This window comes from Ruegeria sp. BI11, from assembly GCF_056538005.1.
The window spans coordinates 122173-145468 of sequence record NZ_JBQFSM010000002.1; the positions used below are offsets into that span (position 1 = coordinate 122173).

Annotated in this window: 23 protein-coding genes; 11 read left to right on the forward strand and 12 right to left on the reverse strand. The window is 57.5% G+C overall.

Features of this window, described 5'->3' with window-relative positions; translation table 11 throughout:
- The first annotated feature begins 67 nt into the window (after nt 1–67).
- The 8 genes from ACR0DT_RS05445 to ACR0DT_RS05480 all read left to right on the forward strand — a co-directional run bounded on the left by ACR0DT_RS05445 (nt 68) and on the right by ACR0DT_RS05480 (nt 7632).
- Nucleotides 68–1807: an ABC transporter substrate-binding protein gene (locus tag ACR0DT_RS05445; RefSeq protein ID WP_480709779.1), complete on the forward strand. Its 1740-nt coding sequence runs from the start codon at nt 68–70 to the stop codon at nt 1805–1807.
- 84 nt (nt 1808–1891) lie between these two features.
- Nucleotides 1892–2941 (forward strand): ABC transporter ATP-binding protein, encoded by a 1050-nt coding sequence (locus tag ACR0DT_RS05450; protein WP_480709780.1) that lies wholly within the window; start codon nt 1892–1894, stop codon nt 2939–2941.
- A gap of 1 nt (nt 2942) precedes the next feature.
- Entirely contained in the window at nt 2943–4019 is a 1077-nt protein-coding gene (locus ACR0DT_RS05455) for an ABC transporter ATP-binding protein (RefSeq protein ID WP_480709781.1), read from the forward strand.
- Nucleotides 4016–4879: a carbohydrate ABC transporter permease gene (locus ACR0DT_RS05460; RefSeq protein WP_480671985.1), complete on the forward strand. Its 864-nt coding sequence runs from the start codon at nt 4016–4018 to the stop codon at nt 4877–4879. The genes ACR0DT_RS05455 and ACR0DT_RS05460 overlap by 4 nt, the downstream gene beginning before the upstream one ends.
- Complete coding sequence (locus ACR0DT_RS05465; RefSeq protein ID WP_480709782.1) at nt 4876–5673, forward strand: carbohydrate ABC transporter permease; 798 nt, start codon at nt 4876–4878, stop codon at nt 5671–5673. The genes ACR0DT_RS05460 and ACR0DT_RS05465 overlap by 4 nt, the downstream gene beginning before the upstream one ends.
- 8 nt (nt 5674–5681) lie before the next feature.
- Complete coding sequence (locus tag ACR0DT_RS05470) at nt 5682–6086, forward strand: DUF2160 domain-containing protein (RefSeq protein WP_480709783.1); 405 nt, start codon at nt 5682–5684, stop codon at nt 6084–6086.
- 66 nt (nt 6087–6152) lie between these two features.
- Nucleotides 6153–6548, forward strand: coding sequence for a BlaI/MecI/CopY family transcriptional regulator (locus ACR0DT_RS05475; RefSeq protein ID WP_480709784.1), 396 nt, complete (start codon nt 6153–6155; stop codon nt 6546–6548).
- A complete protein-coding gene (locus ACR0DT_RS05480; RefSeq protein ID WP_480709785.1) occupies nt 6535–7632 on the forward strand; it encodes a M56 family metallopeptidase in 1098 nt (365 codons plus the stop codon). Before ACR0DT_RS05475 ends, ACR0DT_RS05480 begins: the two co-directional genes overlap by 14 nt.
- Nucleotides 7633–7638: 6 nt before the next feature.
- Here ACR0DT_RS05480 and ACR0DT_RS05485 read toward each other — a convergent pair whose 3' ends face one another.
- Nucleotides 7639–9042, reverse strand: a complete 1404-nt coding sequence (locus tag ACR0DT_RS05485) for an MATE family efflux transporter (protein ID WP_480709786.1) — start codon at nt 9040–9042, stop codon at nt 7639–7641.
- 57 nt (nt 9043–9099) lie between these two features.
- Entirely contained in the window at nt 9100–9711 is a 612-nt protein-coding gene (locus ACR0DT_RS05490; RefSeq protein WP_480709787.1) for a TetR/AcrR family transcriptional regulator, read from the reverse strand.
- Between the two features lie 113 nt (nt 9712–9824).
- Between ACR0DT_RS05490 and ACR0DT_RS05495 the strand changes: the two genes are divergently transcribed.
- Both ACR0DT_RS05495 and ACR0DT_RS05500 read left to right on the forward strand, forming a co-directional pair.
- On the forward strand, nt 9825–10526 hold the full coding sequence (locus ACR0DT_RS05495; protein ID WP_480709788.1) for a PspA/IM30 family protein: 702 nt from the start codon (nt 9825–9827) through the stop codon (nt 10524–10526).
- Between the two features lie 48 nt (nt 10527–10574).
- Nucleotides 10575–10865 (forward strand): YiaA/YiaB family inner membrane protein, encoded by a 291-nt coding sequence (locus ACR0DT_RS05500; protein ID WP_480709789.1) that lies wholly within the window; start codon nt 10575–10577, stop codon nt 10863–10865.
- Here ACR0DT_RS05500 and ACR0DT_RS05505 read toward each other — a convergent pair.
- The 7 genes from ACR0DT_RS05505 to ACR0DT_RS05535 form a co-directional block, all read right to left on the reverse strand.
- On the reverse strand, nt 10862–11836 hold the full coding sequence (locus ACR0DT_RS05505; protein ID WP_480709790.1) for a nitroreductase family protein: 975 nt from the start codon (nt 11834–11836) through the stop codon (nt 10862–10864). The two genes, ACR0DT_RS05500 and ACR0DT_RS05505, sit on opposite strands and share 4 nt — an antisense overlap.
- The gene (locus ACR0DT_RS05510) at nt 11836–12942 is read right to left on the reverse strand and encodes a hypothetical protein (RefSeq protein WP_480709791.1); all 1107 of its coding nucleotides are present in this window, start codon (nt 12940–12942) and stop codon (nt 11836–11838) included. Before ACR0DT_RS05510 ends, ACR0DT_RS05505 begins: the two co-directional genes overlap by 1 nt.
- Complete coding sequence (locus tag ACR0DT_RS05515) at nt 12939–14120, reverse strand: hypothetical protein (protein WP_480709792.1); 1182 nt, start codon at nt 14118–14120, stop codon at nt 12939–12941. Before ACR0DT_RS05515 ends, ACR0DT_RS05510 begins: the two co-directional genes overlap by 4 nt.
- The gene (locus ACR0DT_RS05520) at nt 14117–14992 is read right to left on the reverse strand and encodes a ThiF family adenylyltransferase (protein WP_480709793.1); all 876 of its coding nucleotides are present in this window, start codon (nt 14990–14992) and stop codon (nt 14117–14119) included. The genes ACR0DT_RS05515 and ACR0DT_RS05520 overlap by 4 nt, the downstream gene beginning before the upstream one ends.
- Complete coding sequence (locus tag ACR0DT_RS05525) at nt 14989–15951, reverse strand: hypothetical protein (RefSeq protein ID WP_480709794.1); 963 nt, start codon at nt 15949–15951, stop codon at nt 14989–14991. The genes ACR0DT_RS05520 and ACR0DT_RS05525 overlap by 4 nt, the downstream gene beginning before the upstream one ends.
- A 678-nt stretch (nt 15952–16629) precedes the next feature.
- A complete protein-coding gene (locus ACR0DT_RS05530) occupies nt 16630–18165 on the reverse strand; it encodes a trimethylamine methyltransferase family protein (protein WP_480709795.1) in 1536 nt (511 codons plus the stop codon).
- Nucleotides 18162–19514 carry an MmgE/PrpD family protein gene (locus ACR0DT_RS05535; RefSeq protein ID WP_480709796.1) on the reverse strand — a complete coding sequence of 451 codons (1353 nt, stop codon included), beginning with the start codon at nt 19512–19514 and terminating at the stop codon, nt 18162–18164. The genes ACR0DT_RS05530 and ACR0DT_RS05535 overlap by 4 nt, the downstream gene beginning before the upstream one ends.
- Nucleotides 19515–19762: 248 nt before the next feature.
- On the opposite strand from ACR0DT_RS05535, the gene ACR0DT_RS05540 reads away from it, so the two are divergent.
- Complete coding sequence (locus tag ACR0DT_RS05540) at nt 19763–20635, forward strand: LysR substrate-binding domain-containing protein (protein ID WP_480709797.1); 873 nt, start codon at nt 19763–19765, stop codon at nt 20633–20635.
- Nucleotides 20636–20656: 21 nt separating this feature from the next.
- Here the strand turns inward: ACR0DT_RS05540 and ACR0DT_RS05545 are convergent, their stop codons facing one another.
- The 3 genes from ACR0DT_RS05545 to ACR0DT_RS05555 form a co-directional block, all read right to left on the reverse strand.
- On the reverse strand, nt 20657–21673 hold the full coding sequence (locus ACR0DT_RS05545) for a D-cysteine desulfhydrase family protein (protein WP_480709798.1): 1017 nt from the start codon (nt 21671–21673) through the stop codon (nt 20657–20659).
- 10 nt (nt 21674–21683) lie between these two features.
- The gene (locus ACR0DT_RS05550; protein WP_480709799.1) at nt 21684–22418 is read right to left on the reverse strand and encodes a TSUP family transporter; all 735 of its coding nucleotides are present in this window, start codon (nt 22416–22418) and stop codon (nt 21684–21686) included.
- A 110-nt stretch (nt 22419–22528) separates the two neighbouring features.
- Complete coding sequence (locus tag ACR0DT_RS05555; protein ID WP_480709800.1) at nt 22529–23269, reverse strand: aspartate/glutamate racemase family protein; 741 nt, start codon at nt 23267–23269, stop codon at nt 22529–22531.
- Nucleotides 23270–23296: the final 27 nt, after the last annotated feature.

A 23296-nucleotide genomic window follows, 5' to 3' on the forward strand; every position in this document is an offset into this window, starting at 1 on the left:
AGAAAATCGCTGATGCTGCACGTCATCCGGTTAGCGCCGGACAACCATAATTCTTGGGAGGAGACAGATGCGGAGACATCTACTTTCCGCAGTGGCGGCGGCTGCCGTCATTGCGGGGCACGGTCCCGTTTGGGCCGACGAAGCCGCAGCACAACGTTGGATCGACGACGAATTCCAGCCATCAACCTTGTCGAAAGACGAACAGATGTCGGAAATGCAGTGGTTCATCGAAGCTGCACAGCCTTACGCTGGCATGGAAATCAACGTCCTGTCCGAAGGCATCCCGACCCACTCTTACGAATCCGAGGTCCTGACCAAGGCGTTCGAGGAAATCACCGGTATCAAGGTCAACCACCAGATCCTCGGCGAAGGCGAAGTGGTTCAGGCGGTTCAAACCCAGCTGCAGACCGGTCGGAACCTGTATGATGGCTATGTCAACGACAGCGACCTGATCGGCACCCACTCGCGCTTGCAACTGGCCTATCCGCTGACTGACATGATGGCTGGCGACTGGGCGGCGACAACCTCGCCGACGCTGGATCTGGATGACTTCATGGGCATTCAGTTCACCACCGGTCCGGATGGCAAGCTGTATCAGCTGCCTGACCAGCAGTTTGCGAACCTCTACTGGTTCCGCAAGGACTGGTTCGACGACGAAGCCAACAAAGCCGCGTTCAAAGAAAAGTACGGCTATGACCTGGGCGTTCCGGTCAACTGGTCGGCATACGAAGACATTGCCGAATTCTTCACCAATGACGTGAAGGAAGTCGACGGGGTGGCGATCTATGGCCACATGGACTACGGCAAGCGCGCACCTGACCTTGGCTGGCGTATGACCGATGCCTGGCTTTCGATGGCAGGTGCCGGTGACGTGGGCGAGCCGAACGGCGTGCCGGTCGACGAATGGGGCATCCGCATGGAAGCGGGCACCTGTAACCCTGTTGGTGCGTCGGTATCACGCGGTGGTGCTGCAAACGGCCCGGCTGCGGTCTACGCGATCCGCAAGTGGGACGAATGGCTGCGGGCTTATGCTCCTCCGGGTGCGGCGTCTTATGACTTCTACCAGTCGCTACCGGCGCTCAGCCAAGGCAACGTGGCCCAGCAGATCTTCTGGTACACCGCCTTTACAGCCGACATGGTGAAGCCGAAGTCCGAAGGCAACAACACCGTGGATGACGAAGGCACGCCGCTGTGGCGGATGGCGCCCAGCCCGCATGGTCCCTACTGGGAAGATGGCCAGAAGGTGGGCTATCAGGATGTGGGTTCGTGGACCTTCCTGAAATCGACCCCAGCGGATCGTGCTCAGGCAGCTTGGCTCTATGCTCAGTTCGTGACCTCCAAGACCGTTGACGTGAAAAAGTCCCACGTGGGTCTGACCTTCATTCGCGACAGCTCGGTCAACCACGAGTCGTTCACCGAACGCGCGCCTAAGCTGGGTGGTCTGGTCGAGTTCTACCGCTCGCCTGACCGTGTGGCATGGTCGCCGACCGGCATCAACGTGCCGGACTATCCGAAGCTGGCCCAGATCTGGTGGCAGCAGATCGGTGACGTGAACTCGGGTGCGTTCACTCCGCAAGAGGCGATGGACCGTCTGGCCGAAGAGATGGACATCACTATGGCCCGTATGCAGGCCGCGGATGAAAGCGCCGGTGTCTACGGTGGCTGTGGTCCTCGCCTGAACGAACCGCAGGATCCTGCCTTCTGGTTGGAAAAAGAGGGTTCGCCAAAGGCCAAGCTTGAGAACGAAAAGCCGCAAGGCCAGACCGTCAACTATGACGAACTGGTTCAGCGCTGGCAGGCTCAGTGAACCATTGAAACCTTGGGGATGCCGATTCAGGCATCCCCACCCCAAAGGCCAGTGCGACGCACTGTAGGACCGGAACCCACGGACATGATCGAATTACAAGATGCCACCAAACGTGTTGGCAACGTCATCCATATAAAACCCACCAACCTGACGCTGCAAACGGGCCATTTCAACGTGCTGTTGGGCGCGACGGGCTCGGGCAAGACCTCTCTTATCAAGATGATGGCCGGGCTGGACCCGATCGCCTCGGGCAAGGTTCTGATGGATGGGCAGGATGTGACCCGGCTGAACACGCAAAAGCGGCAGATCAGCCTAGTGCACCAGTTCTTTGTGAACTACCCGCATATGAGTGTTTTCGACAATATCGCGTCGCCGCTACGCGTGGCTGGCATGGCGAAATCCGAGATTGAAGGCCGCGTGGAAGAGGCCGCCGACCTGTTGCAGCTACGCCCGATGCTGCACCGTCGCCCGCACGAGCTGTCGGGCGGGCAACAACAACGTACTGCGCTGGCCCGTGCCATCGCGAAGGAAAGCCGCGCCGTGTTCCTGGATGAACCGCTGGCCAACCTCGACTACAAACTGCGCGAAGAACTGCGAGAGCAACTGCCCGACCTGTTTGCTGGACGCGGTGCCGTTGTGGTCTATGCCACCTCGGAACCCGAAGAGGCCCTGTTGTTGGGGGGTTACACCGCCCTGATGGAAGATGGCCACGTCACGCAGTTCGGCCCGACCGCTGATATCTATCGCAATCCCGAAAACATCGCTGCTGCGCGAGTCTTCTCAGACCCGCCAATCAATGTGGCTCGTATCTCGGTCTCTGGCGCTCAGGCGCAATTGGAGGGCGGAGGCAGCTGGACCGTTTCGGACATGGCAGATGGGAAATACACGGTTGCCGTGCGCCCACACCGAGTTACGCCGTTCCGTACATCTAACGCGGATGTTGAACTGACCGGTCGCGTAATCGTCACTGAATTGTCCGGCTCTGATTCCAGTGCGCATTTCCAACATGGTGAGGAGGCATGGGTGTCTCTGGCCGCTGGTGTGCATCCATATCGGGTGGGTGAGGATCACAGTTTCTACATGAACCCGGCCCATTGCCGGTATTTCGGCCAAGACGGCAAAAGGGTGGCCTGACATGGCACAGATCAAGCTTTCAAACCTGCGACACAGCTATATGCCAACGCCGAAAGGCCCCGAGGACTATGCGCTGAAAGAAATCGACGTGACTTGGCGTGATGGCGGAGCTTATGCACTGCTCGGCCCGTCGGGCTGCGGCAAGTCGACATTGCTGAACATCATCTCGGGGCTGCTGACCCCATCCGAGGGGCAGATTCTGTTCGATGACCGCGACGTGACCGCCCTACCCCCGGATCAGCGCAACATCGCGCAGGTGTTCCAGTTCCCGGTGATCTACGACACGATGACTGTGGGTGAAAATCTGGCGTTCCCGTTAAAAAACCGCGGCGTGGACCCGGCGACGATCAAGCGCCGTGTTGATGAAATCGCCGAAATGCTGGACGTCACGGATATGCTCAACACCGGTGCCAGCGGCCTCAGCCCGGACAACAAGCAGAAGATTTCGATGGGTCGCGGTTTGGTGCGCGATGATGTGAATGCGGTGATGTTTGATGAGCCACTGACTGTGATCGACCCTCACCTGAAATGGAAACTGCGGTCCAAGCTGAAAGAGCTGCACCAGCGCGTGCAAGCCACGATGATCTACGTCACCCATGACCAGACCGAAGCGCTGACCTTCGCCGACGAGGTCGTGGTGATGCAGGAAGGCGAAGTGGTTCAGATCGGCACCCCGGTCGAACTGTTTGAACGCCCGCAGCACACATTTGTCGGCCACTTCATCGGCTCCCCAGGCATGAACGTTCTGCCGTGTGAGGCGAAAGGTGACCGTGCCCTGTTCGAAGGTCACGAGGTGATGCTGGAAGGTCCAACCCACGGAGACGGAGGCCGCACCGATCTGGGCATCCGCCCCGAGTACGTGGGATTCGGCGACACCGGTATCCCGGCTCATGTGACCAAGGTCTCGGACATTGGCCGTCACTACGTGGTCAGTGCGATGGTCGGCAATACCGCCCTGAAGGCCGTGACCGAACACAATGTGCCCGAACCCGGATCACAAGTCTTCCTGCAATTCAAACCTGAACAATCCCGCGTCTACCGCGACGGCTGGATCGCAACCGAGGAGCGGGCGAAATGAGAACGGAAAACCAAAAGGCATGGTTCTTTGTCCTGCCGGTTTTGGCGCTGGTCGCGTTCAACGCGCTGGTGCCGATGATGACGGTCGTCAACTACTCGGTGCAGGAAACCTTTGGCAACAACCAGTTCTTCTGGGAAGGGCTGGGTTGGTTCGAACAAATCTTGCGGTCCGACCGGTTTCAAGCCGCGCTGGGACGGCAATTTCTGTTTACTTTCTTGATCTTGCTGATCGAAGTTCCCCTAGGCATTATCGTTGCGCTTTCAATGCCGCGTAAAGGGTTTTGGGTGCCGGTTTGTCTGGTTCTGATGGCCCTGCCCATGCTGATCCCGTGGAACGTGGTCGGCTCGATGTGGAACATCTTTACGCTGCCCAAAATCGGCCTGCTCGGGTATTTCCTGAATGACGTTTTGGGCATCAACTATGACATGACCCAACAGCCAATCTCGGCCTGGATTACAGTCATCGTCATGGATGTCTGGCACTGGACGTCTCTGGTTGTGCTCCTGTGTTATGCGGGTCTGGTTTCGATCCCCGATGCCTACTATCAGGCGGCCAAGATCGACGGTGCCAGCCCGTGGTCGGTGTTCCGCTACATCCAGCTGCCAAAGATGAAAACCGTCCTGACCATCGCAATTCTGCTGCGCTTCATGGACAGCTTCAACATCTATACCGAGCCCTTCGTCTTGACAGGAGGCGGTCCCGGAAACTCAACCACCCTGTTGTCGATCGACCTTGTGAAGATCGCTTTGGGACAGTTCGACCTTGGTCCTGCGGCCGCGATGAGCCTGATCTACTTCGCCATCACACTGCTTGTCTCTTGGGTCTTTTACACTCTGATGACAAAGGATGACGCGCAATGAAGAAGCGGTCCCTTATCCCGATCCTCTATATCGCGTTTCTGATGCTGCCGATCTATTGGCTGGTCGCGATGTCCTTCAAGACTACGAATGAGATCCTGTCGGGATTTTCCCTGTTCCCTCAGACCTTTACGTTGGAGAACTACATTACGATCTTCACCGATCCCACGTGGTACTGGGGCTACATCAACTCGATCATCTACGTGACGATGAATACGGTACTTTCCGTGTGCGTCGCCCTGCCCGCGGCGTATGCTTTCTCGCGCTATCGGTTCCTGGGCGACAAGCAACTGTTCTTCTGGCTGCTGACCAACCGGATGGCCCCTGCCGCGGTCTTCGCATTGCCGTTCTTCCAACTGTATTCCTCCATTGGACTGTTCGATACACATCTGGCTGTGGCGCTGGCACATACGCTGTTCAACGTGCCACTGGCAGTGTGGATTCTGGAAGGTTTCATGCGCGGTATACCGAAGGAACTTGATGAGACAGCCTATGTCGACGGCTATTCCTTCCCGCGTTTCTTCGTGACCATCTTCCTGCCCAACATCAAAGCCGGCGTCGGCGTCGCGGCCTTCTTCTGTTTCATGTTCTCGTGGGTGGAAATGCTGCTGGCCAAAACCCTGACGGCGGTCGAGGCCAAACCTATCGCCGCCGTGATGACCCGCACGGCGTCCAGCGCGGGGTATGAGCTAGGCCTGCTGGCCGCTGCCGGGACACTGACCATCATCCCCGGCGCCATCGTCATCTGGTTTGTTCGCAACTACATCGCGCGCGGTTTCGCGATGGGACGCGTGTGAGGTTCGATATGCGTAAACTTCTATTCACCCTCCCCTTCCTGCCCTCGACGGCCTTTGCCCAGGCACAAGCCGGATGGGGCAATGTTGGCCAGCAAGAAGAAAAGGGGTTCTCCTGGACTGACCCTCTGTGGCCCGATTTCTGGATGGCTTGGACCCCGGCGACCCTGGCTGTGTTCGTAGGCATCTTTTCGGCCATTGCACTAATCGGCGTGCTCGAAGGGTTCAAGTATCGTGACGGAATCGAACGGCGCGGTGTTCTGGGCCTGACGACCACGCTGGGGGATCGGCTGTTTATCACCCTGTTGGGCTCGGCCTACATCTTCCTTGCCTGGCTGGGACTGGTAGGCCAACCGGTCTGGACACCGCTTTTCCTGTCCATCGGCTGGGGCATCTTCGTCTTCTGGAAAGTTTAAGCTTTGCGAAACAGCGAAAGGATGCTTGTCTGTCAGGCATACTAAAAAATGCGACACGAAAGACCGATGCGAAAGAAAAAGACAACAAACCTGCTGACCGAAGTGGAACTTGAGTTCATGAACGAGCTCTGGGCGCTGGGTCAGGGCTCGGTCCGTGACGTGCTTGATCGCCTGCCAGCCGAACGCAATCTGGCTTATACGTCCGGCGCGACCATCCTGCGTATTCTCGATGAAAAAGGGTTTGTCGAAAGCCGCAAGGACGGAAAGACGCTGATTTATTCGCCGCTGCTGGAAAAGGACAGGTATCAGGCAAGGTCGCTGCAAAACCTTTCGCGGACTCTTTTCGACGACACGCCCGCCACACTGGTCGCGCGTCTGGTTGACGACGCAGGGCTGAGCGAAGCCGATCTGGAGGAAATTCGAGCACTGGTAGAGAGGAGACTGCAAAATGACAGCGGTTAAACCGGTTCTCGACGCTTATCTGGAATTGAATCTGGTCCTTGGGCTGGCTGCGCTTATATGGCTGGCTGCGCGGGGTATTCTGTCCAGAACTTCCTATAGCCACAGTTTTGTGACGCAACTGCGCGCGCTCAAGGCGCTTTGCCTGTGTGTTGTCCTCAGCCCCGTTCTGGCTTTGGGCGTGTCTGTGCTGGCCAGTCACACCCCGGCCAAGGGGACTGTAGCCATCGGCGACATCGCCGTGGCAGCCTATCTGCGCGGTGACATCGCCATGCCAGCCACCCAGTTCGAAGCCTTGCTGAATACGCGCCAGCGATGGGTCGAAGTTTTGTTCAGCGGGGACTACCCCATTGTCTCGGCTATCCTTGTACTGCTGGCGTTGGCCGCACTGGCTTATACCCTGCGCGTGATCCGCGATGGACTGTCGATCCGCGAGACAGTGAACACCAGCTTCCTGTGGCGGCGTTCGGCCAAGGTGGATATCCGCTTATCCGACCGCATCGCCGTGCCATTCGCCGTGCGCGGGCTGCGCCGACGCCATGTGGTGCTGCCCAGTCACCTGCTGGATTCCCCGCGCGAGATGCGCTTTGCCCTTGCACATGAGCTGCAACACATCCGCGCCGGTGACGTCGAATGGGAACTGGGGTTCGAACTGCTGCGCCCCCTGCTGTTCTGGAACCCAGCCTATCTTGTTCTTAAGTATCAGTTCGACCGCCTACGAGAGCTGGCCTGCGATCAGTCGGTTGTGGCCCGCAAGGGCATCGACACGCAGGATTACACCAACTGCCTTCTGGATTATTGCGCCCGAACCGTTTCGCGCGGCAGCCCTCGGGTGCTGAACGTAGCCCTCGTTACGGGCGGCAAAGCCAAGCGGGTGCTACGGCAGCGTGTGATCGCCCTGGCCGACGCGCCGTCGGTAAACTCCTCAATGCCGATCATGTTTCTTGGCCTGACCGTTCTGTTCGCTCTGTTGCTTGGCCTTGGTGCCGCTTCGGTTCAACAGACTGAGGATTGGAGCCACGACCGGCTAATGTTGTCGACTGTCGTCAACCTCGAACGGCTGGAAGCGCGCAATCAGGGAAACTGATTGGATCTACCAGCCCCGCCGCCCAAATAGCGCTTGCAATCGAGTCTGGCCAGAAAACGGGTCCATCGGTTGCGGCGTGGCCAATTTTGATACCACCCGGCGCACTAGAACCCAACAAACCCCTGCGAAAATTACTCCTCCCAAGGCTTGGCCCAACAGCACTCCCGGCGCACCCGCGATATAGGCGCCCGCCACCGCAAAAGGCCAGGTACCCAAGGTATGCCGCCCCCAGTTCACCCAAGTTGAATACACCGGGTGGCCCAGATTATTGAAACTGGCATTCGCGACAAAGATCACGCCGTTAAAGAAAGATGCCAAGGCCAGCGGCCCGCAGAACAGGTAAATCAGCGCCCGCGTTTCCCCCTGCGCCTGAAACAGATCAGCAATCGGCGCGCGCAATAAAAACAGCGTGACGGCCATCAGGCAAACATAGACAGCGGTGAATTTGACCCCGGCCAGAAAGCTCTTTTTCACACGACCGTATTGCCCTGCCCCGAAATTCTGTCCGACGATCGGCCCAATGGCCCCGGACAAGGCAAAGATGACCGAGAACGCCACGGGCAGCAACCGTCCAATCACGGCCATGCCAGCCACCGCATCAGTTCCGAACTGTGCGATCTCACGAATTACGATGGCATTGCCGATCGGGGTAGCGATATTGGTCAAAACGGCAGGTACGGCAATCGCCCCGACCGGACGGATATCAACCCCAAGCTGCTGTAAAGATGGTCGACCAAAACCGCTGTGCACCCGAACGGCTGGTCTGACCGCCGCGATCAACATGCAAATACGCGCAATGACCGAGGCGATGGCAGCCCCATCCAGCCCCAGCCCAACGGCAAAAATCAGGATCGGATCAAGCACGGCATTTGCCACGCCGCCATAAATCGTGGCCATCATCGAACGCTGCGCATCTCCGTAGGCGCGCAGAACCGCCATCCCGGTCATCGCTACAGCCATCACCCACATGGTTGGCAGAATGATCGAGGTATAACGGGCGGCTAGTCGCAGAACTTCGCCCTCAGCGCCTAATAGAGACAGCAGGAATGTCAAATTGAACAGAACGACCACAGAAACGATCAAGCCGACCACGGCACCCAGTACAGCCACACTGGTGCCGAATTGGCGCGCTTGCTCATGTCGCCCGGCGCCAAGCTCCCGTGCGACCAAAGCCCCGGCAGCGATCGATAGGCCAACATTGATCGAGTTGGTGAAAAACAAAAGCGTCCCGGCATAACCAACCGCTGCGGCCAGTGCATCGTTCCCCAGCATTGAGATGAAGACCATGTCGACGAAATCGACGGCGAAAATTGCCATCAGGCCGATACTGGTGGTCAGGGACATGCGGGTTACGTGCCCCATCAGGCTGCCCGTAAGAAAGACCGCTTTGCTTTTGGATTGTGTCGCCATGCCGTCTTCGGCCTCTTTATGCGTTCGTTTTTTTGCGTCCGCTACTGGAGCTGTCCGCTAAATCTCTGGTTCCTTTTGCGCAGCTTGATAACCGCGCAGGAACTGCAGGACAAACTCCGACAATTCCGACCGAACGGCATCCGCATCCAGTGCAACAAAGCGACCCTCGAGGGAAAGCTTGACGATCCCATGAACTGCTGAAAACACCGTACGTGCGCGCAGGGCTAGTGTGGCCTCATCCAAATCGGGGCCGAACTGTGCCAATGGGTTGATCACTTGGGCGATCAGCGACGCGTGCTCCTCAAGGTGCCATTCGGGTACGAGCACCCCTGGCGGCATCCTGTGATCAAACAGTGCCGCCCAGAGGTTCGGATTTTCGGTACCGAATTCAAGATAGGCCAGCGCGAGCGCAAGAAGCTTTTGATCAGGCGCGGACTGAGATGCAGCTGCTCTCTGCAGGCAGGTGTGCAAACGCGCAAGCGTGCGAGAGTTCACCGCCAGAATCAGCAGATCTAAATCGTCATAGGCGTTATACAGGCTGCCCAAAGCGCAACCTGCGTCCTTGGTCACATCACGGGCCCGCAGCGCGGCCAATCCGTGCTTTTCAATCCTGTTTTCAGCTGCGTTCAGAAGATTTTTCTTTAGAATTTCTTTCTTATTTTTAGGCACTTACACCTCCTGTATCGCAACTTTATGAACGTTGTTCATTTTTAGTATTGAACAACGTTCATAAATATCGCACCCTCACTACATGAACAATGTTCATAAACGAGGAGCCGAAGATGTTCAAACAGTTTGCCACTTTGTTTCGCGGTCGAGCCCATGAGGCTGCAACCGCAATCACCGACCGCCACGCCCTTCCCATCTTGCGCCAGCAAATCCGTGATTGCGCTCATGCCGTGCAGATGTCGCGCAAAGCCGTTGCCGTCGCGATGGCGCAGAATGAACAGGAAAAGAAACAGCATGACCGATTGAACCGGCAGATTGCCGACCTCGAAACACGCACACTGGATGCGCTGCAACAGAACCGTGAGGATCTGGCGCAGGATGCGGCGGACGCAATTGCTCATCTTGAGGCGGAACGCGATGTGTCGACCCAGGCTCAAGCTCGGTTCGATACCGAAATCGCCCGACTGCGCACAGTTCTGCGCGAGGCCGAAACCCGATTGCGCCAATTGCAGCGTGGTCAACGCCTTGCCACGGCGGCGGATAAAACACAGCGCCTTCAGAAAGTAGCCCCAGACAGCGGTCTATCCACACTGCGCGAAGCCGAAGACACCCTGCAGCGCTTGCAGGAGCGTCAAAGCGAAATGGATGCAACTGCCCGCGCCATGACCGAATTGGAGGCCACCGGATCAGCGGAAAACGTCCGCGACCGGCTGGCCGAGGCAGGATGCGGCAAGCCTTTACGCTCTAGCGCTGACGAGGTTCTAGAGCGTCTAAAAAAGAAAGCTCAGAAATCCGGCAAGTCGAAATCGAACTGACGTTAACAAACCAATTTAACTAACTGAAAGAGTGAAAGGAATAATATCATGAATACCGAAGAAACTCTGAACCTGCCTCAGTCGAATGCATGGAACATGTTTACCATTGGCTCATTTATCGTCGCTGCGCTGATGATGGCGGGCGGCATCTACTTCCTCGAGGCCAGCTTTGCTGCGAAAGGGTTCTATTCGATGTCGGCGCTGATGCTGGTACACACCACCGTTTCGATCACCAAAACCCTGCGTGACCGCGAAGAATCCCAGCGACTGCACAACAGGATCGAGGACGCAAAGACCGAGAAACTGTTGAAAGAAGTCGGCGACAATATCGCCGCCTAAACAATCACATCGCGCAGTGAAAGGCGCGCGCGGCTGGGGGTGGTTCCGTTGGCGACCCCCAGTCGCAAAGCATTGAACAGCACACTGTCGCTGGGCAGTGCGAACCGGTCCGATACGGCTAAGCGCGTGGCTGGATCATCTGCCAACGCCGCCGCAGGCCACCCGACCATCCCCCGCGCAGAGGCCTGTAGCCAGCTTCGATAGAACACGCGCCCAGCCTCGACCATCGACGCACCGGAGGGCCAGTGGAACAAGGCGATTGCCCCTGCCTCTTTGCTGCGGGTGGCCTCGCCTGAAAGTTTCGGACCAAAGCCCAACGCGGACAACAGATCAAAGACCCAGCCGCCAAGCACGAACGGCACGAACCGTGCGGTGATGGCATCCATGGCCAGCACGTTCCGATTCAGACCATCGGTTTCAAAATTTGGATCGTCCCTGTGCAACCGCATCCAATTCAACAACTCGGCGCGAAACGCTCTGGACCGCAGGATCCGGGCCGATGCGATGTCGATCTGGTCGGCAAGCCATCCGATCTGATCCGCGTCTGTCACTAATGTCATGTGCCGGACACTCCAGCCCTCAAATGCGGCACCCGGCGTTGGTGAAAATCCGGCACGATGGGTCAATCGCCCGGACATCTGGGCTGACAAAGCGGCCACCTCTGGGTCCGCCACCCCCTCGGGAACAATCCGAGCGATTGGGCGCAATCCGTTGACCCCGACACCGTCCAATAGACTCACTCTGGCCCCTTCCCCACGCCCGGCTAAAGCCAGAACCGTGGCTTCTACGGCCGCCCCGCACGAGACCTCTAAATCGCGATCCTCTGGGTCACCGATGGGCAAGCGTCTTGAGAGGTCCGCGAAAACTTCGATACCGCCATTCCGCAGCCCCCACCGCGCGGGTTGGGTATTGTGGGCTGACGGTGCGAGCATTGCCTGCCCCACTACGGCTTCGAAATCCGCTTGGTCCATTAAATCAGATCCTTGGAAAACAGATGCAGCCGGTGTAGCGGCTTGGCCCCTGCCTTTTCGGTTTGTCGCAGGCTGGCCGTGTTTTCATCGGCAATCCAGGTGCCCCCAACGGTTTTGTACCCCGCCGCAATCATATCCCGCGTCATGTCGCTCAGCATCAGTGGGTTGACCGAGCGTCCTTGAAACTCTGGCATGACGCCCTGAAAAATCACCACAGCACGGTCCCTGCGGGCCTTGTATCGCAGGTAATGCCAAGGCAGTGACAAGCGTATCCGCGAGCCGAGCCGCCGCAATAGCGGGTTCAGATCAGGGATCGCAATCACCGCCCCAACCGGTTTGCCCTGATAATGCACCACCTTGGAAATGCGCGGGTCCATGATCCATTTCAGATCTTTTGCCTGAAAAGCAAACTCTTCAGCCGAGACTGGCACAAACATAGGGTTATCCGAAAAACTGCAGTTCAGGATCGCACGGGCATCCTCAAGCCGCTCGGCAATGGTTGATCGGGTGACGGGCGCGAAAGAAAACCCCTCCTCCAGCAGCTGCGCGCGCTGAGCGTCGGGCAAAACTTGCGGGGCTGGGTTTGTGTCCAGTCGGCGTTCGAACGTAGTCACAGGGAAATGCGCCGTGTACCCGTTCGCCTGCAGTAATCGTGGCAGGTGCGCTGGCCCCCAAATCTGGTCGGTAAATGGAGCTTGATCGAAGCCCGCTGTCATCACGCCTGCCTGCTGCATTGCGGTCAGGTTGAAATTGCCCGTCAGCCGCGCCATGCCTTTGGCGCGGGCCCAGTTTTCAGCGGCCCCTAGCAAAGCTGCCGCCGCATCCGGATCATCGGCGCAATCGAAGTAACCAAAGCAGGCGCGCGCTTCGTCATGTAAGTCGTTCGACGCCCGATGCAGATGGGCGGTTATCCGACCCACAGGTTCCTGGTTCCGCAACGCGGTGAAATAAGTGAAGTCGGACGCGGCCGAAAACAAAGGGTTACCAAGGGACAAGAACCGTTTCAGGTCTGCCTTCATCGGCGACACATACGGGGTGCCCGGCCCATAGGCGTGAAACGGAGCTGCGAAAAAGCTAGAGAAATCTCGTTCCAGAAGCCGGATCATGTTTGTTTCCCTGCAACCAGAATGCCTGCCATCCGTTGCACCGCTTGCAAGGCTGCCCCGGTGCTGTCCAACGCGGCGATTTCGGGGTTGTTCAACATCACTACCCGAAACGGGTCAGCGGACAGCAGCACGGCATGGGTTGCATCGAAACGGGAGAACAACCAGTTGACCTGTTCGTCCTTGGCCTCGCCCAATTGTTGCACCGGCATTTTGGTGAAGTGGTCTTGCAGATCCTCAAGGTTCATTTCCTCCAAATCTGCCGCTTCCACCAGTACGGCATCCGGGGCGCCGGCAGCACGGCGCAGCAGGGTCAGGCTGACCTCGGGGCCCTGCCCCTTGGCCTCGGCAATCTCGCGCAGAGCGATCAGTTGGCGGTCTTCGATCCGTAAGGCAATTGCGGCCTGCCAGATCGCCAACAGAATAAGCGCAGACAGGATAATTGCCATCGTCTGCACACTGCCTCCGAGGTCAAGCGATGCAAGATCGGACAGGATCAGGGTCATCAGCCCTGTCACCAAAAATACGATCCCGAAACTGCGCAGAATATCCCGCGACCGCAGACCCGAACGATTCATCCCAATCGACAGCCAGCACAGAACAAGAACCGCCACACCACCCAACCGGGCGGGGGCCTCAACCATCGCGTCCCGCATGTAATCCGTCGCTAGGAATGGCAGGATCAGCAGGAAAGACAGGCTTATCCGGTTGATGGTCCTGTTTTCCGCTACGGACAGGCTGGCGCGGTCGCGGCGCAGCACGAACACGGCCACACCGCCCAGCCCGATCAGTTGAAATGTCAACAAAGCGGCCAACCGAAGGCCCTCAAGGCTGCTGAACTGAAGAAGACCGAACAGCGATAGAACCACCGCCCCCAAAGCGCAGGTCAGTTTCAGGATCGGCGGGGCATGCCGACGCATCAACCCTTCGGCTAGGATGAGCGCCGCCAAGGGCAACAACGCCGCACAACAGTTTGCAACCGCCGAGAAAAACCAACCCCAGTCATTCCAATGACCGATCCGTGACAGCATCAGAATGATCAGCAACCACAGGCAAAATCGAAATCGTTTGGCGATTTCTGGCCTGTGCACAAGATCGCCCAGATGCAGCAGCACAACCAGCGCGCCCAGCGCGGCGCAAATCGATACCCATAAATCAGCCGTAAAGGCGGCCCCGGTCATGCTGCTAACAGCCTGTTCATTTGTCGACGAACCAGCGGGCGCATCAAAGCGGCCAGAATGCCCGGCAAAGGCCGCTCAATCTTGCCGGTATGAGGGTTCAGGAACCAGCCGCGATGATCTGCTCCGTGCGGACGGCCCAGAACGGCATTAATCGCCTCGCCCCCCATCAACGTTCCGGCCATGATCACCATCGGGGCAAAGGACATGCGGCTGCGGGTACCTGCAATCACCTCCCCCGCCAGCGCTAGATCAACATGATGGCGCGACGACGAATGCGTCAGCACATACTCGGCCTCTGCCGTAGCTGCCGCATCGCGCATGCCTGGTGTCAGTGAATTCCAAGCAGAGTCTTGCGTTGGATACCCCAGGCGCTCTTCCGGCATCGGATCGGCAGGCTTAGTGACATAAACCGACGGCAGGGGCGAAGCATAGGCGTCAATCACTGCCCGCCCCTTGGCACGCGCGGTCCGGTACAGCAGCAGGCTGGCACCAAGATCATCGGTGCCGTTGATCACCACATCCGCAGTTTGAACCAAACGATCTACATGATCGGTCCAATCTGACCCCAGAACCTCAATCTCGGCTTCGGGATTGATCTGCATACACTGATCGCGGGTCGCCTTGGCCTTGTCGTGGTCAACGGTCGCCAGGGTGGCGAAAAGCTGACGGTTCAGGTTCGAAATTTCGAACGCGTCTAGATCAGCAAGGATCAAGCGCCCTACTCCGGCGCGGATCAGGGTCATGATCGCACTGCCGCCCATCCCTCCGGTCCCGCAGACAAATACACGGGCATTGCGCAACGCCGACTGTTGATCCTCAGAAACAAAACCGAGATTGCGTGTCGTGAATTCCTGATAGGTAAATTTGGTCATTTTTCCTGTTCTCGTGCCCGCAGGATGCCAAAGTCCCGCCGTGTATCGGCCCACTGCCACAACGGCAGCGCCATACGTTGCAAAACAGCAGCGACGACGGCCAGCGCGACAGCCGCAAAGGACCCCCGGGGAACCTCGCGCCCGACATAGGACAGAGCGGTCGGCGTATCCATCTGGCCCAACTGCAACACATCGTCGCCACGATCATAGTTCAACTGATCGCGGCAATATTCGTTGACGATCTGGTCCCGGTGCTTGGGGGCATCCTCGAACGTTTTCTTCAGATAGTCCGAGCCGCCAGTATAAGCGTTGGTGATTACGAAACGCTCTTCATCAAATCCGGCTTCGGGGCCTACCCCAAAGACGTGACGATGATGCCGCATAATGCCACGCGCCAGCAAAAGGTGCAGAAGGCTACGCCGGCTCTGCGCGCCTCCCTCCGGAGTAGGGAACACCCGTGCGAACCCGTTTCCGACCAGCCCCACAACGGCAGGCACCTGCGTGACATTCGAAATCCACAGCGGGCGCATACCATTGCGAAACAGCATCAGCACGCAGGTCAGGCCATACAACACCCAGCTAAGCCCTTGGCTGCGCAGGTTTGGGTCGACCATGACCAGCCCCAGATGCAAAACCTCTTCGGACCGGTGCCCCAGGTCGACATCAATCAAGGCAAGCGCGTTAAAGGCCACAGGCGTCTGATCATCCCGGCGCGAGACCAAAGTGATAACGGATTGCCCAAGCCGGTCGCGATCCCTGGCGAAAACTCCATAGGCCAATTCACCTGCTGGAAGGGTTTTGGACGCCACCTGACGCAAGTCGGCAACCAACTCGTCCAACTCGGAAGATGACATCCATAATCCGGGTCGTTCGACAATGCGAACGTGATATCCGCCCGAGGCGTTCAGCCGGATATCCATATATTGCTGAGACGCGGCGTTAATGATGGCGCTTAACAAAGCCTGTTCCTGTTATTCACTACTCATCGCCAGATACGAGTTTCAATTTGGCAAAACTATGGTTTGGACCGCGCGTTTTCACGTCGACCGGAGTTATGCCTTATGAGCCGGTTAAAATCCGTTTCGTGCAAGTGGTGAATTCCACCAGTCACTTGCACTTTCTTAGATTGCCGCACCTGGGCAAATTGACCAGCCTAAGCCAAAACGAAAGGAGACTTAGGTTATGAAAATCGTCACGGGAAAACAGACCCGCGTGGATGTGGCCGCTTTGGTGCTCGCCCACCAAAGGGGCGCATGAACGAGGATGGCCGGATTCCCGAACATCTTGATAGCCTGACCGAAACGAAACTCAAGACGTTGCAGAACGCACCCGCGGCAATGTCTTATCAAGCGTTACCACGTTGGTCTTCTAGGATGGTTCAATCAGACCCATAACACAGCAAACCATTATTATATAATAAAAAATCCCCGTCCGGTTGTTAACATCAGATCGGGTTTAGCTATTTGCGCTGAGCATGTTAGGGATTGATGGCAGTCAAACCCAGTTTCGGTTCTGAATATCACAGCCCCCCGCGCGTCTGAAGCTCCGCAATTTGGGACGCGAGTACGCGAAGTTCTGAATCTGATTTTGGATCAACTCAAGGCTTAAAGCCAATGGTGCGATATTTGCCGAAGTTTTTAAGAGAAATACCTGCCAATTTCGGGAAAACGCTGCGCGATGTCGGCTGCTGTTTTCGATCCGAACACCGGTGTAGGATCACCCGCGAGGATCGCGTCGGTCTGGGCTCGTGCTGCCTCAATCAAGCTGGGTGAGCCCGCATCCGACCAGGCTTGTGGCGTCGTTCGATCCGCAAGCGCGGGATAATAATAGTCGCTTTGCATGCGACCCAGCGTTTGACCCGCACCAAGAAAATGCCCGGGACCATCCAAACACATGTCGCGGATCACATCGAATGCAAGCGCATCCTCGGTGATCTCAAACCCTCGTGTCGCACGCATCACCGAGCCTATTAGGTCATTGTCCAGCACAAAGCTTTCTTTGCTCGCTGCCAGAAGCGAGCCGTACATGCCAGCGGCTTCGTAGATCAGATTGGCCCCTGCCAACGCGCTGAGTAATTCGGTTATGCCTTTTTCGTACCCCGCCTGAAAATCCGGCAGTTTGCTGTCCGTCATCCCCGCACTCACCGCACAGGGAATACCATAATATTGCGCCATCTGCGCACAGGCGGCCATCAACACGCCTTGCTCGGCACTGCCACCGGACATCGCTCCGGTGCGAAGATCGCTGACAAAAGGCAACGCACCAAACAGCGCCGGGTGCCCGGGATTCAGTAAATTCAGATAGACAAGCCCGGCAAGAACCTCAGCGGTCTGCTGTGCGACGGCGCCCGCCAAGGGAGCAGGGCTTGTCGCGCCCGCCTGCCCCGCCGACACCAGTTTAAGCGGTGTGCCGGTGTCGGCCGCGCATTCTATGATGCGTAATGCGTCGGCGGCAAAAGTCAGGGGGGGTACGACAAAACATGTGGAAACGCAGCAGAACGGTCTTGCCCGCCAGGCCGCTTCGCTCCCCGAGATCATATGGAACATCTCGACCGCTGCACGCATAGTCTCGGCAGAACTGAAGGAAGTTCCGATTGGCTTGGCCGTACCCGCTGCACAAGCAAAAGCGGTGTTCATCTCCATTGCGTGTGTGTCAGGTATATCCCGTGCGACAACGGTGCGCTGAAACATGTGGATATTGGGCAGCGCTTCAGCCAGCCGCGCCATGTCGTGCAGGTCCTTCAGCCTGCTATCGCGCACCTCGCCCGTTTTGCTGTCGACGATGTGGACCGCAGCACCCGACGTGCCAAGGTGTATGCGTGTACCGCTTGGCTGCAAGTCATATTCCGGGCGCTGACCGTACAGCTTGAAACCGCGCCCAACCACTTCCAGCACCTGTTCAACCATCTTGAACGGAAACAAAAGCCGACCGCCCTTTGAAACCGAGCCCCCAGCAGCAACGACGGTGTCGACACAGCGAGAGGACGCATTGGCCATGCCGATCTCGGCCAGAATGCGCAGCGCGGTTTTATGGATAGCTTCAACGCCATCGGTTGAGATCGGGCGGTATTGACCACCTTCAATGCCCGGCCAGATCGCGTGGGTTGGGCCTGTGCCCGCCCCACCCTTTCGCTGTAACCTGCGAGCGGCCCGCCCTGATCTTACGCGGTTCATGCATATTCTCCCTGACGGCAAAACAGCGCGGAAACGGCCGGCAACTCGGGCCAGATCCGCAATCGCTCGATCCATGTTTCGGGCACTTGCCCCGCATTTGCCGCGAACTTCGCCCACAGCTGCGATTGTGACATCGGGGATTGCGGCGCACCTGTGGGGAAGCTGCAGCTCTCTTCGATGGTCTGTCCATCATCAAGCGTCAACACAACCCGGTCTGGGTCTTTGGCCGAATAGTTCTGACCGGGCTGATTTGGCGCAAAAGCGTGCACACGCGACTTGGCAATCAGGCGACCAATTATCGGCTCGTTCCACGCTTCCGCCTTGAGGTCGGCATGCGTCAAGTCACCATGAACTATCCCCATTGCCGCCACAAACGGTAGACTGAACAACGCCTCTGGGGTGGATTTGGGTTGATCAAATGGCAAAACGGCGGCGTGGAAATCGGGCAAGTAAAGGTCAACCGCACTTATTTTCGACGGGTCAATGCGATCGCGAATTCTTAGCGCGCAGGTCATGATCCGATGTGTATATCCGCAGCTTGGCCAAGGCTTCAGAACCAACCCATATTCGGCCAGCGCGTATCCTGTTCCCAGTTTCCCCAACGCCTCCTCCAACCGTTCGGGCGCAAGCCCACCCATCAAAGCCGCCTGCCCGCGTTCATGATCCAACACATGGGCCTGTCCGGTGACACCCGCGCGACCCAGACAGGCGGCTTCGACCCCTGCCCGTGCGGCGAACCCCGCCTGAACCGGCTTGGCATTGGACCCGAACTGGCAGGTATAGCCACCGATGGCACTGATGGAGAGGGACATCGCGTGGGCCGTCTCCACAGCGTCAAGCCTCATAAGGCGTGCGCAGGCGGCAGCCGCCGCTGTAGCCCCCAAAGTAGCCGTGGAATGCCACCCCGCATCGTAGTGTTCAAAGTTCAACGCCTCCCCCAGACGCGCTATAACTTCGAACCCCGCCAGATAGGCCTGCGCTAGTTCACGGCCCGACGCCTCTGACCCCATGACGGCCAGCATCGCGGGAAACAAAACGACGGTCGGATGCGTGTTGCCGGGCAATTCCCAATCATCGAAATCCAGCGCGTGACCCGCGACGGCATTCAAAAATGCCGCATGCGGGCGCGACGTTGTTACTTCGGCGCCCAGCACAGTTGCGTTGCCTTCCACGGACATTGCCCTCACAGCCGCGCGGGTTTTGTGGGCCACTTCGGTTCTTGCACCTGCTAGAATGCAGCCCAAAGTATCGAGCACCCCATCGCGCAGCACGCCCAAGGTATCCGTGTCAGGCGCAAGCGGATCTTCGACCACAAATGTGGCCAAACGGGTAAGGGCGGTCTGGGTCACGGCACCCATCCGGCAATCAGGATGACACCGGTGGTTCTTATGCGAACTAGAGCTTCATCCCGAACCTGATGTGCCAGCTCCAATATTTGGACGCACTTCCATTGTCGCTGGTTATAAACAACCGTTGCCTGCACCTTCATAATGCACCTCACTTGAGGAATACCGCATTTCTAGGAGAATGCTAATTTTGCTTGTTTTTCTCCGATAGATCGAAAATCCTTATATTTGACATTCCGCAGGGGAATGATGTGACATCTCTGAACTGGAAATTGCTGATTGCTTTTGAGGCGGCCGCGCGGCACCAAAGCTTTACGCGTGCCGCGCAAGAGCTGAACGTACAGCAACCCGCGATCAGCCGTCGCGTCGCCGCACTTGAAACGGAACTTGGTGTCGGGCTTTTGAATCGTACCCGGCCCAATATTTCACTGACGCGAGAAGGTGAGGTTCTGTTTCGCGCTGTCGCCAGCGGCATTATGCAAGTCAGCAGCGCAGCAGAACAAATCTGCCATCGTTCAGACAGAAAGGTTGTCACCGTTAACACGACCATCGGTTTCGCCAGCTGTTATCTTATGAAACGCCTGCCCGCCTTTCGCGCGGCGTATCCCGAAATCTCTATCGAATTGATTTCCCGGGATCAAAACGATGCCTTTGGACCTGACGCAGACATCATCGTTGCGTTTGACCATCCAGACCGGCTGCCGGGGGTTAAACACCGCCTGATCTTTCAGGAAACCATGGTCGCCGTGGCACATCCGAATGTCGCGAACACGATCCCTGACACCCCGACGGCCTTATCCCAATGCCCCCTTCTTTATCTTACAATGGGCAATCACACCGACGACTGGAATACGTTCTTCGCAGGTACTGGCGTCGCTCCACCTTCGCCGGTGTCCGAGCGAAAATTCACCAGCTTCATGGTTTATCTGCAGGCCGCATTGAACGGTGACGGCGTGATCTTGGGATGGGAAACACTGTTGCAGGACCATTTTGACCTTAAGCAACTAGCGCCGGTGACAACAAGGCGACTAAATACAGAACGCGGTTATTTCGCGTGCCTGGCGGAGCGCGCTCATCGCAACTCCGCAGCGTTGAAAATACTGGATTGGCTGGCAGATGCCTAACCATCTCATGTGTAGATTGTACTACGGTAGGTTGGCAATCAGCTCGCTTTGGTAGCCAAACAACGCGGGCAGCCCGCCCGTATGCAGCATGACAACCTTCTGCCCCGGCTGGATTTTTCCTGTTTCAACCAGATGCAGTAATCCGGCGAAAGTTTTCGCGGTATAAACAGGATCGAGGAAAATTCCTTCGGTCCGAGCCATCTTTTCCAAAGCGGCCTGTGTCTTGGGGCTTAACTTGCCGTAGCCTGGGGGCAAGGCCTCGTCCATAACCTCAATCCTGTCCTGCAAAGGAGCTGCTTCAATACCAAGCAAATCAGCCAGCTTTTGCAGGACGATTTCCATTCGTGAGTGCTGCTGGTTCCTATCGCGGCGCACGCAGACACCGAACATCGGCGCGGGCACCTCTGCCAACGCGACCCCGGTCAGCAAGCCGCCATGCGTCGCCCCGCTGCCCGACGGAACCACGACCGCATCGAAACCGCGCATCTGTTGGCACATTTCCAGACCAGCGGCGACGTACCCCAGAGCACCCAGCGGCGGGTGGTGCAGCCCCAGATGAATGACGTAAGGCTTGCGTCCTTGCGCCTTCAACTCATCCGCCCGCGCATGCAGGGCTGCATCTGCTCCGGCCTCATCCTCACCCAGAGGATAGCTCATGTGTTCTGCCCCCAGGATTTTGGCCAACAGCACATTCCCGGAGGTGTAATAGTCAGGCCCCATATCGCGCACCCGCTCTTCCAGTTGCAGGACCGACTGCATGCCCAACCTTGCGGCGGCTGCGGCGGCAGAGCGTACATAATTGGATTGAACCGCACCCGTGATCAGGACGGTATCAGCACCTTGCTCCAGCGCGTCGCCGAAATAGAATTCGAGCTGCCGTGTCTTGTTTCCCCCAAACCCGAGGCCCGTCAGATCATCGCGTTTCAGCCAGAGATCAATACCCAGCTCGTCAGACATCCTGTTCAGGCGTTCTAGCGGAGTTGGGCCGGACATAAATTGGGCGCGTGGGAATTGGGCCAGAATATCTTTGTGTGTCATCACTTGCCCCTCAGAGATAGGCCATCACATAGGCACGTTGAAAGAGAACACAGCAGGCGATCAGCGAAACCACACGGATTGCTGCGGTGATTAGAGGTTGCGGCAGATACCGGCTGATAGCGCGGCCAATCAGGCTGCCGACAAGAGTGACTACAGCGAAGGCCCATAACTGCGGCCCGAACGGGATCGCCTGCGCCGACGACATGCTGTGCAACAAGAACGCAATGCCATAGGCCACCAGAGCAATAGGCTGAACCAACTTTGCGACTTCTTTGGCTTGGCAACCCTTCGCAATCAGACCGAACACCATCAGGGGACCCGGTGTCGCCGCCCATACGGTTGCTAGCCCGGACAAACCCGATACGGCTGAAAAACCCGCCGTGCCAATGGCGCGGTGAAAAGGGATCAAAGTTGTAATCAACCCGATCAATAGCAAGCAGGCCGTCAGGGTAAGAACGAACACCTCGCTTAGAAACGGGTAGATCGCCAGCCCTGCGACCACGCCGGCAAGGCACCCGGAAATGCCGACAATGATAGTCTTCCGTTTAATCGCAATGATGCGCCGGTCGGAAGCAATCAATGACACTATGGTGTTCAACAACAGCAAGACGGGCACGGCTGTCGATGTTCCCAACAGGATCATCATTGGCGGGCCCGCGATGATGCTGAACCCGATACCAACGCCGACCTGAAGTACAGCACCCAAGCAGATGGCGACCATCAGGATGGATAGCTCGACAGTCACTTCACACCCCCTTGATCATGGTCACCCCTTGCAAGGATTGGAGTATCCGCAATTGCGGGCCGGGGTCCATGCCTTTCCGATAAGGTAGGAAACGCACGGCCCGTTAATATTTACGTCCAGGGCATGATCCCGGAATATGCGCTGCGCGTGGCAACTGTGTGTGCCATTTGAGCCAAGGTCGTCAGGTCAAATACCGGCAGCTGAAGCTCTTGCTGAATAAGCGCGGAGTATGGCGGCAGATCGGTGCATTCCAGAACGATAGACCGGATGTCAGGTGACTGCTGTTTCAGGTTGCGCACCGCTTCCATCAACTCGGCCTCGATCAGATCTGTATCCATTCGGGTTCTTGTGTTTCGCAGGATCACTTCGGCGAATTCGCTGGTGTGCTCCAACCCTTGTACGGCGACGGGAATATTAGCGGCCCCGACGCCTTCAAAATGCCGATCCGTCAACGCCGAGGCGTCGGCTGTCACTACGCCTACCGGCGCGTCGGCCCCGGTCATATGAAAGGCCAGAGGCACCTGGATCAGGCTGGATGAAAATACAGGGACGGACACCGCCGCCGCCAGTTCCTTTTGAAACAAGGCCAGAAATCCGCAGCTGCCGGTGATGGCTCGCACGCCTTCGGCCTCAAGCCTCTGCGCACCTTTGATGAACGGGTCAAGAAGCTCGGGCGTGGGGTTTTTCAGCAGGGTCGGAACGGTCACGCCGTCGATCATTTCATACAGAACTGGAAACGGTAGGCTGGATGGATTCTTGATATGGCCCGGAGGTTTAGGGAAATAGCTCTCAAGACAAAGAACGCCTATTGAGGCCCCGCAGATGTTCTGACCGCCTTCGTAGATCGGCATGGTATTCAAGTCCTTTCGATGTGAATG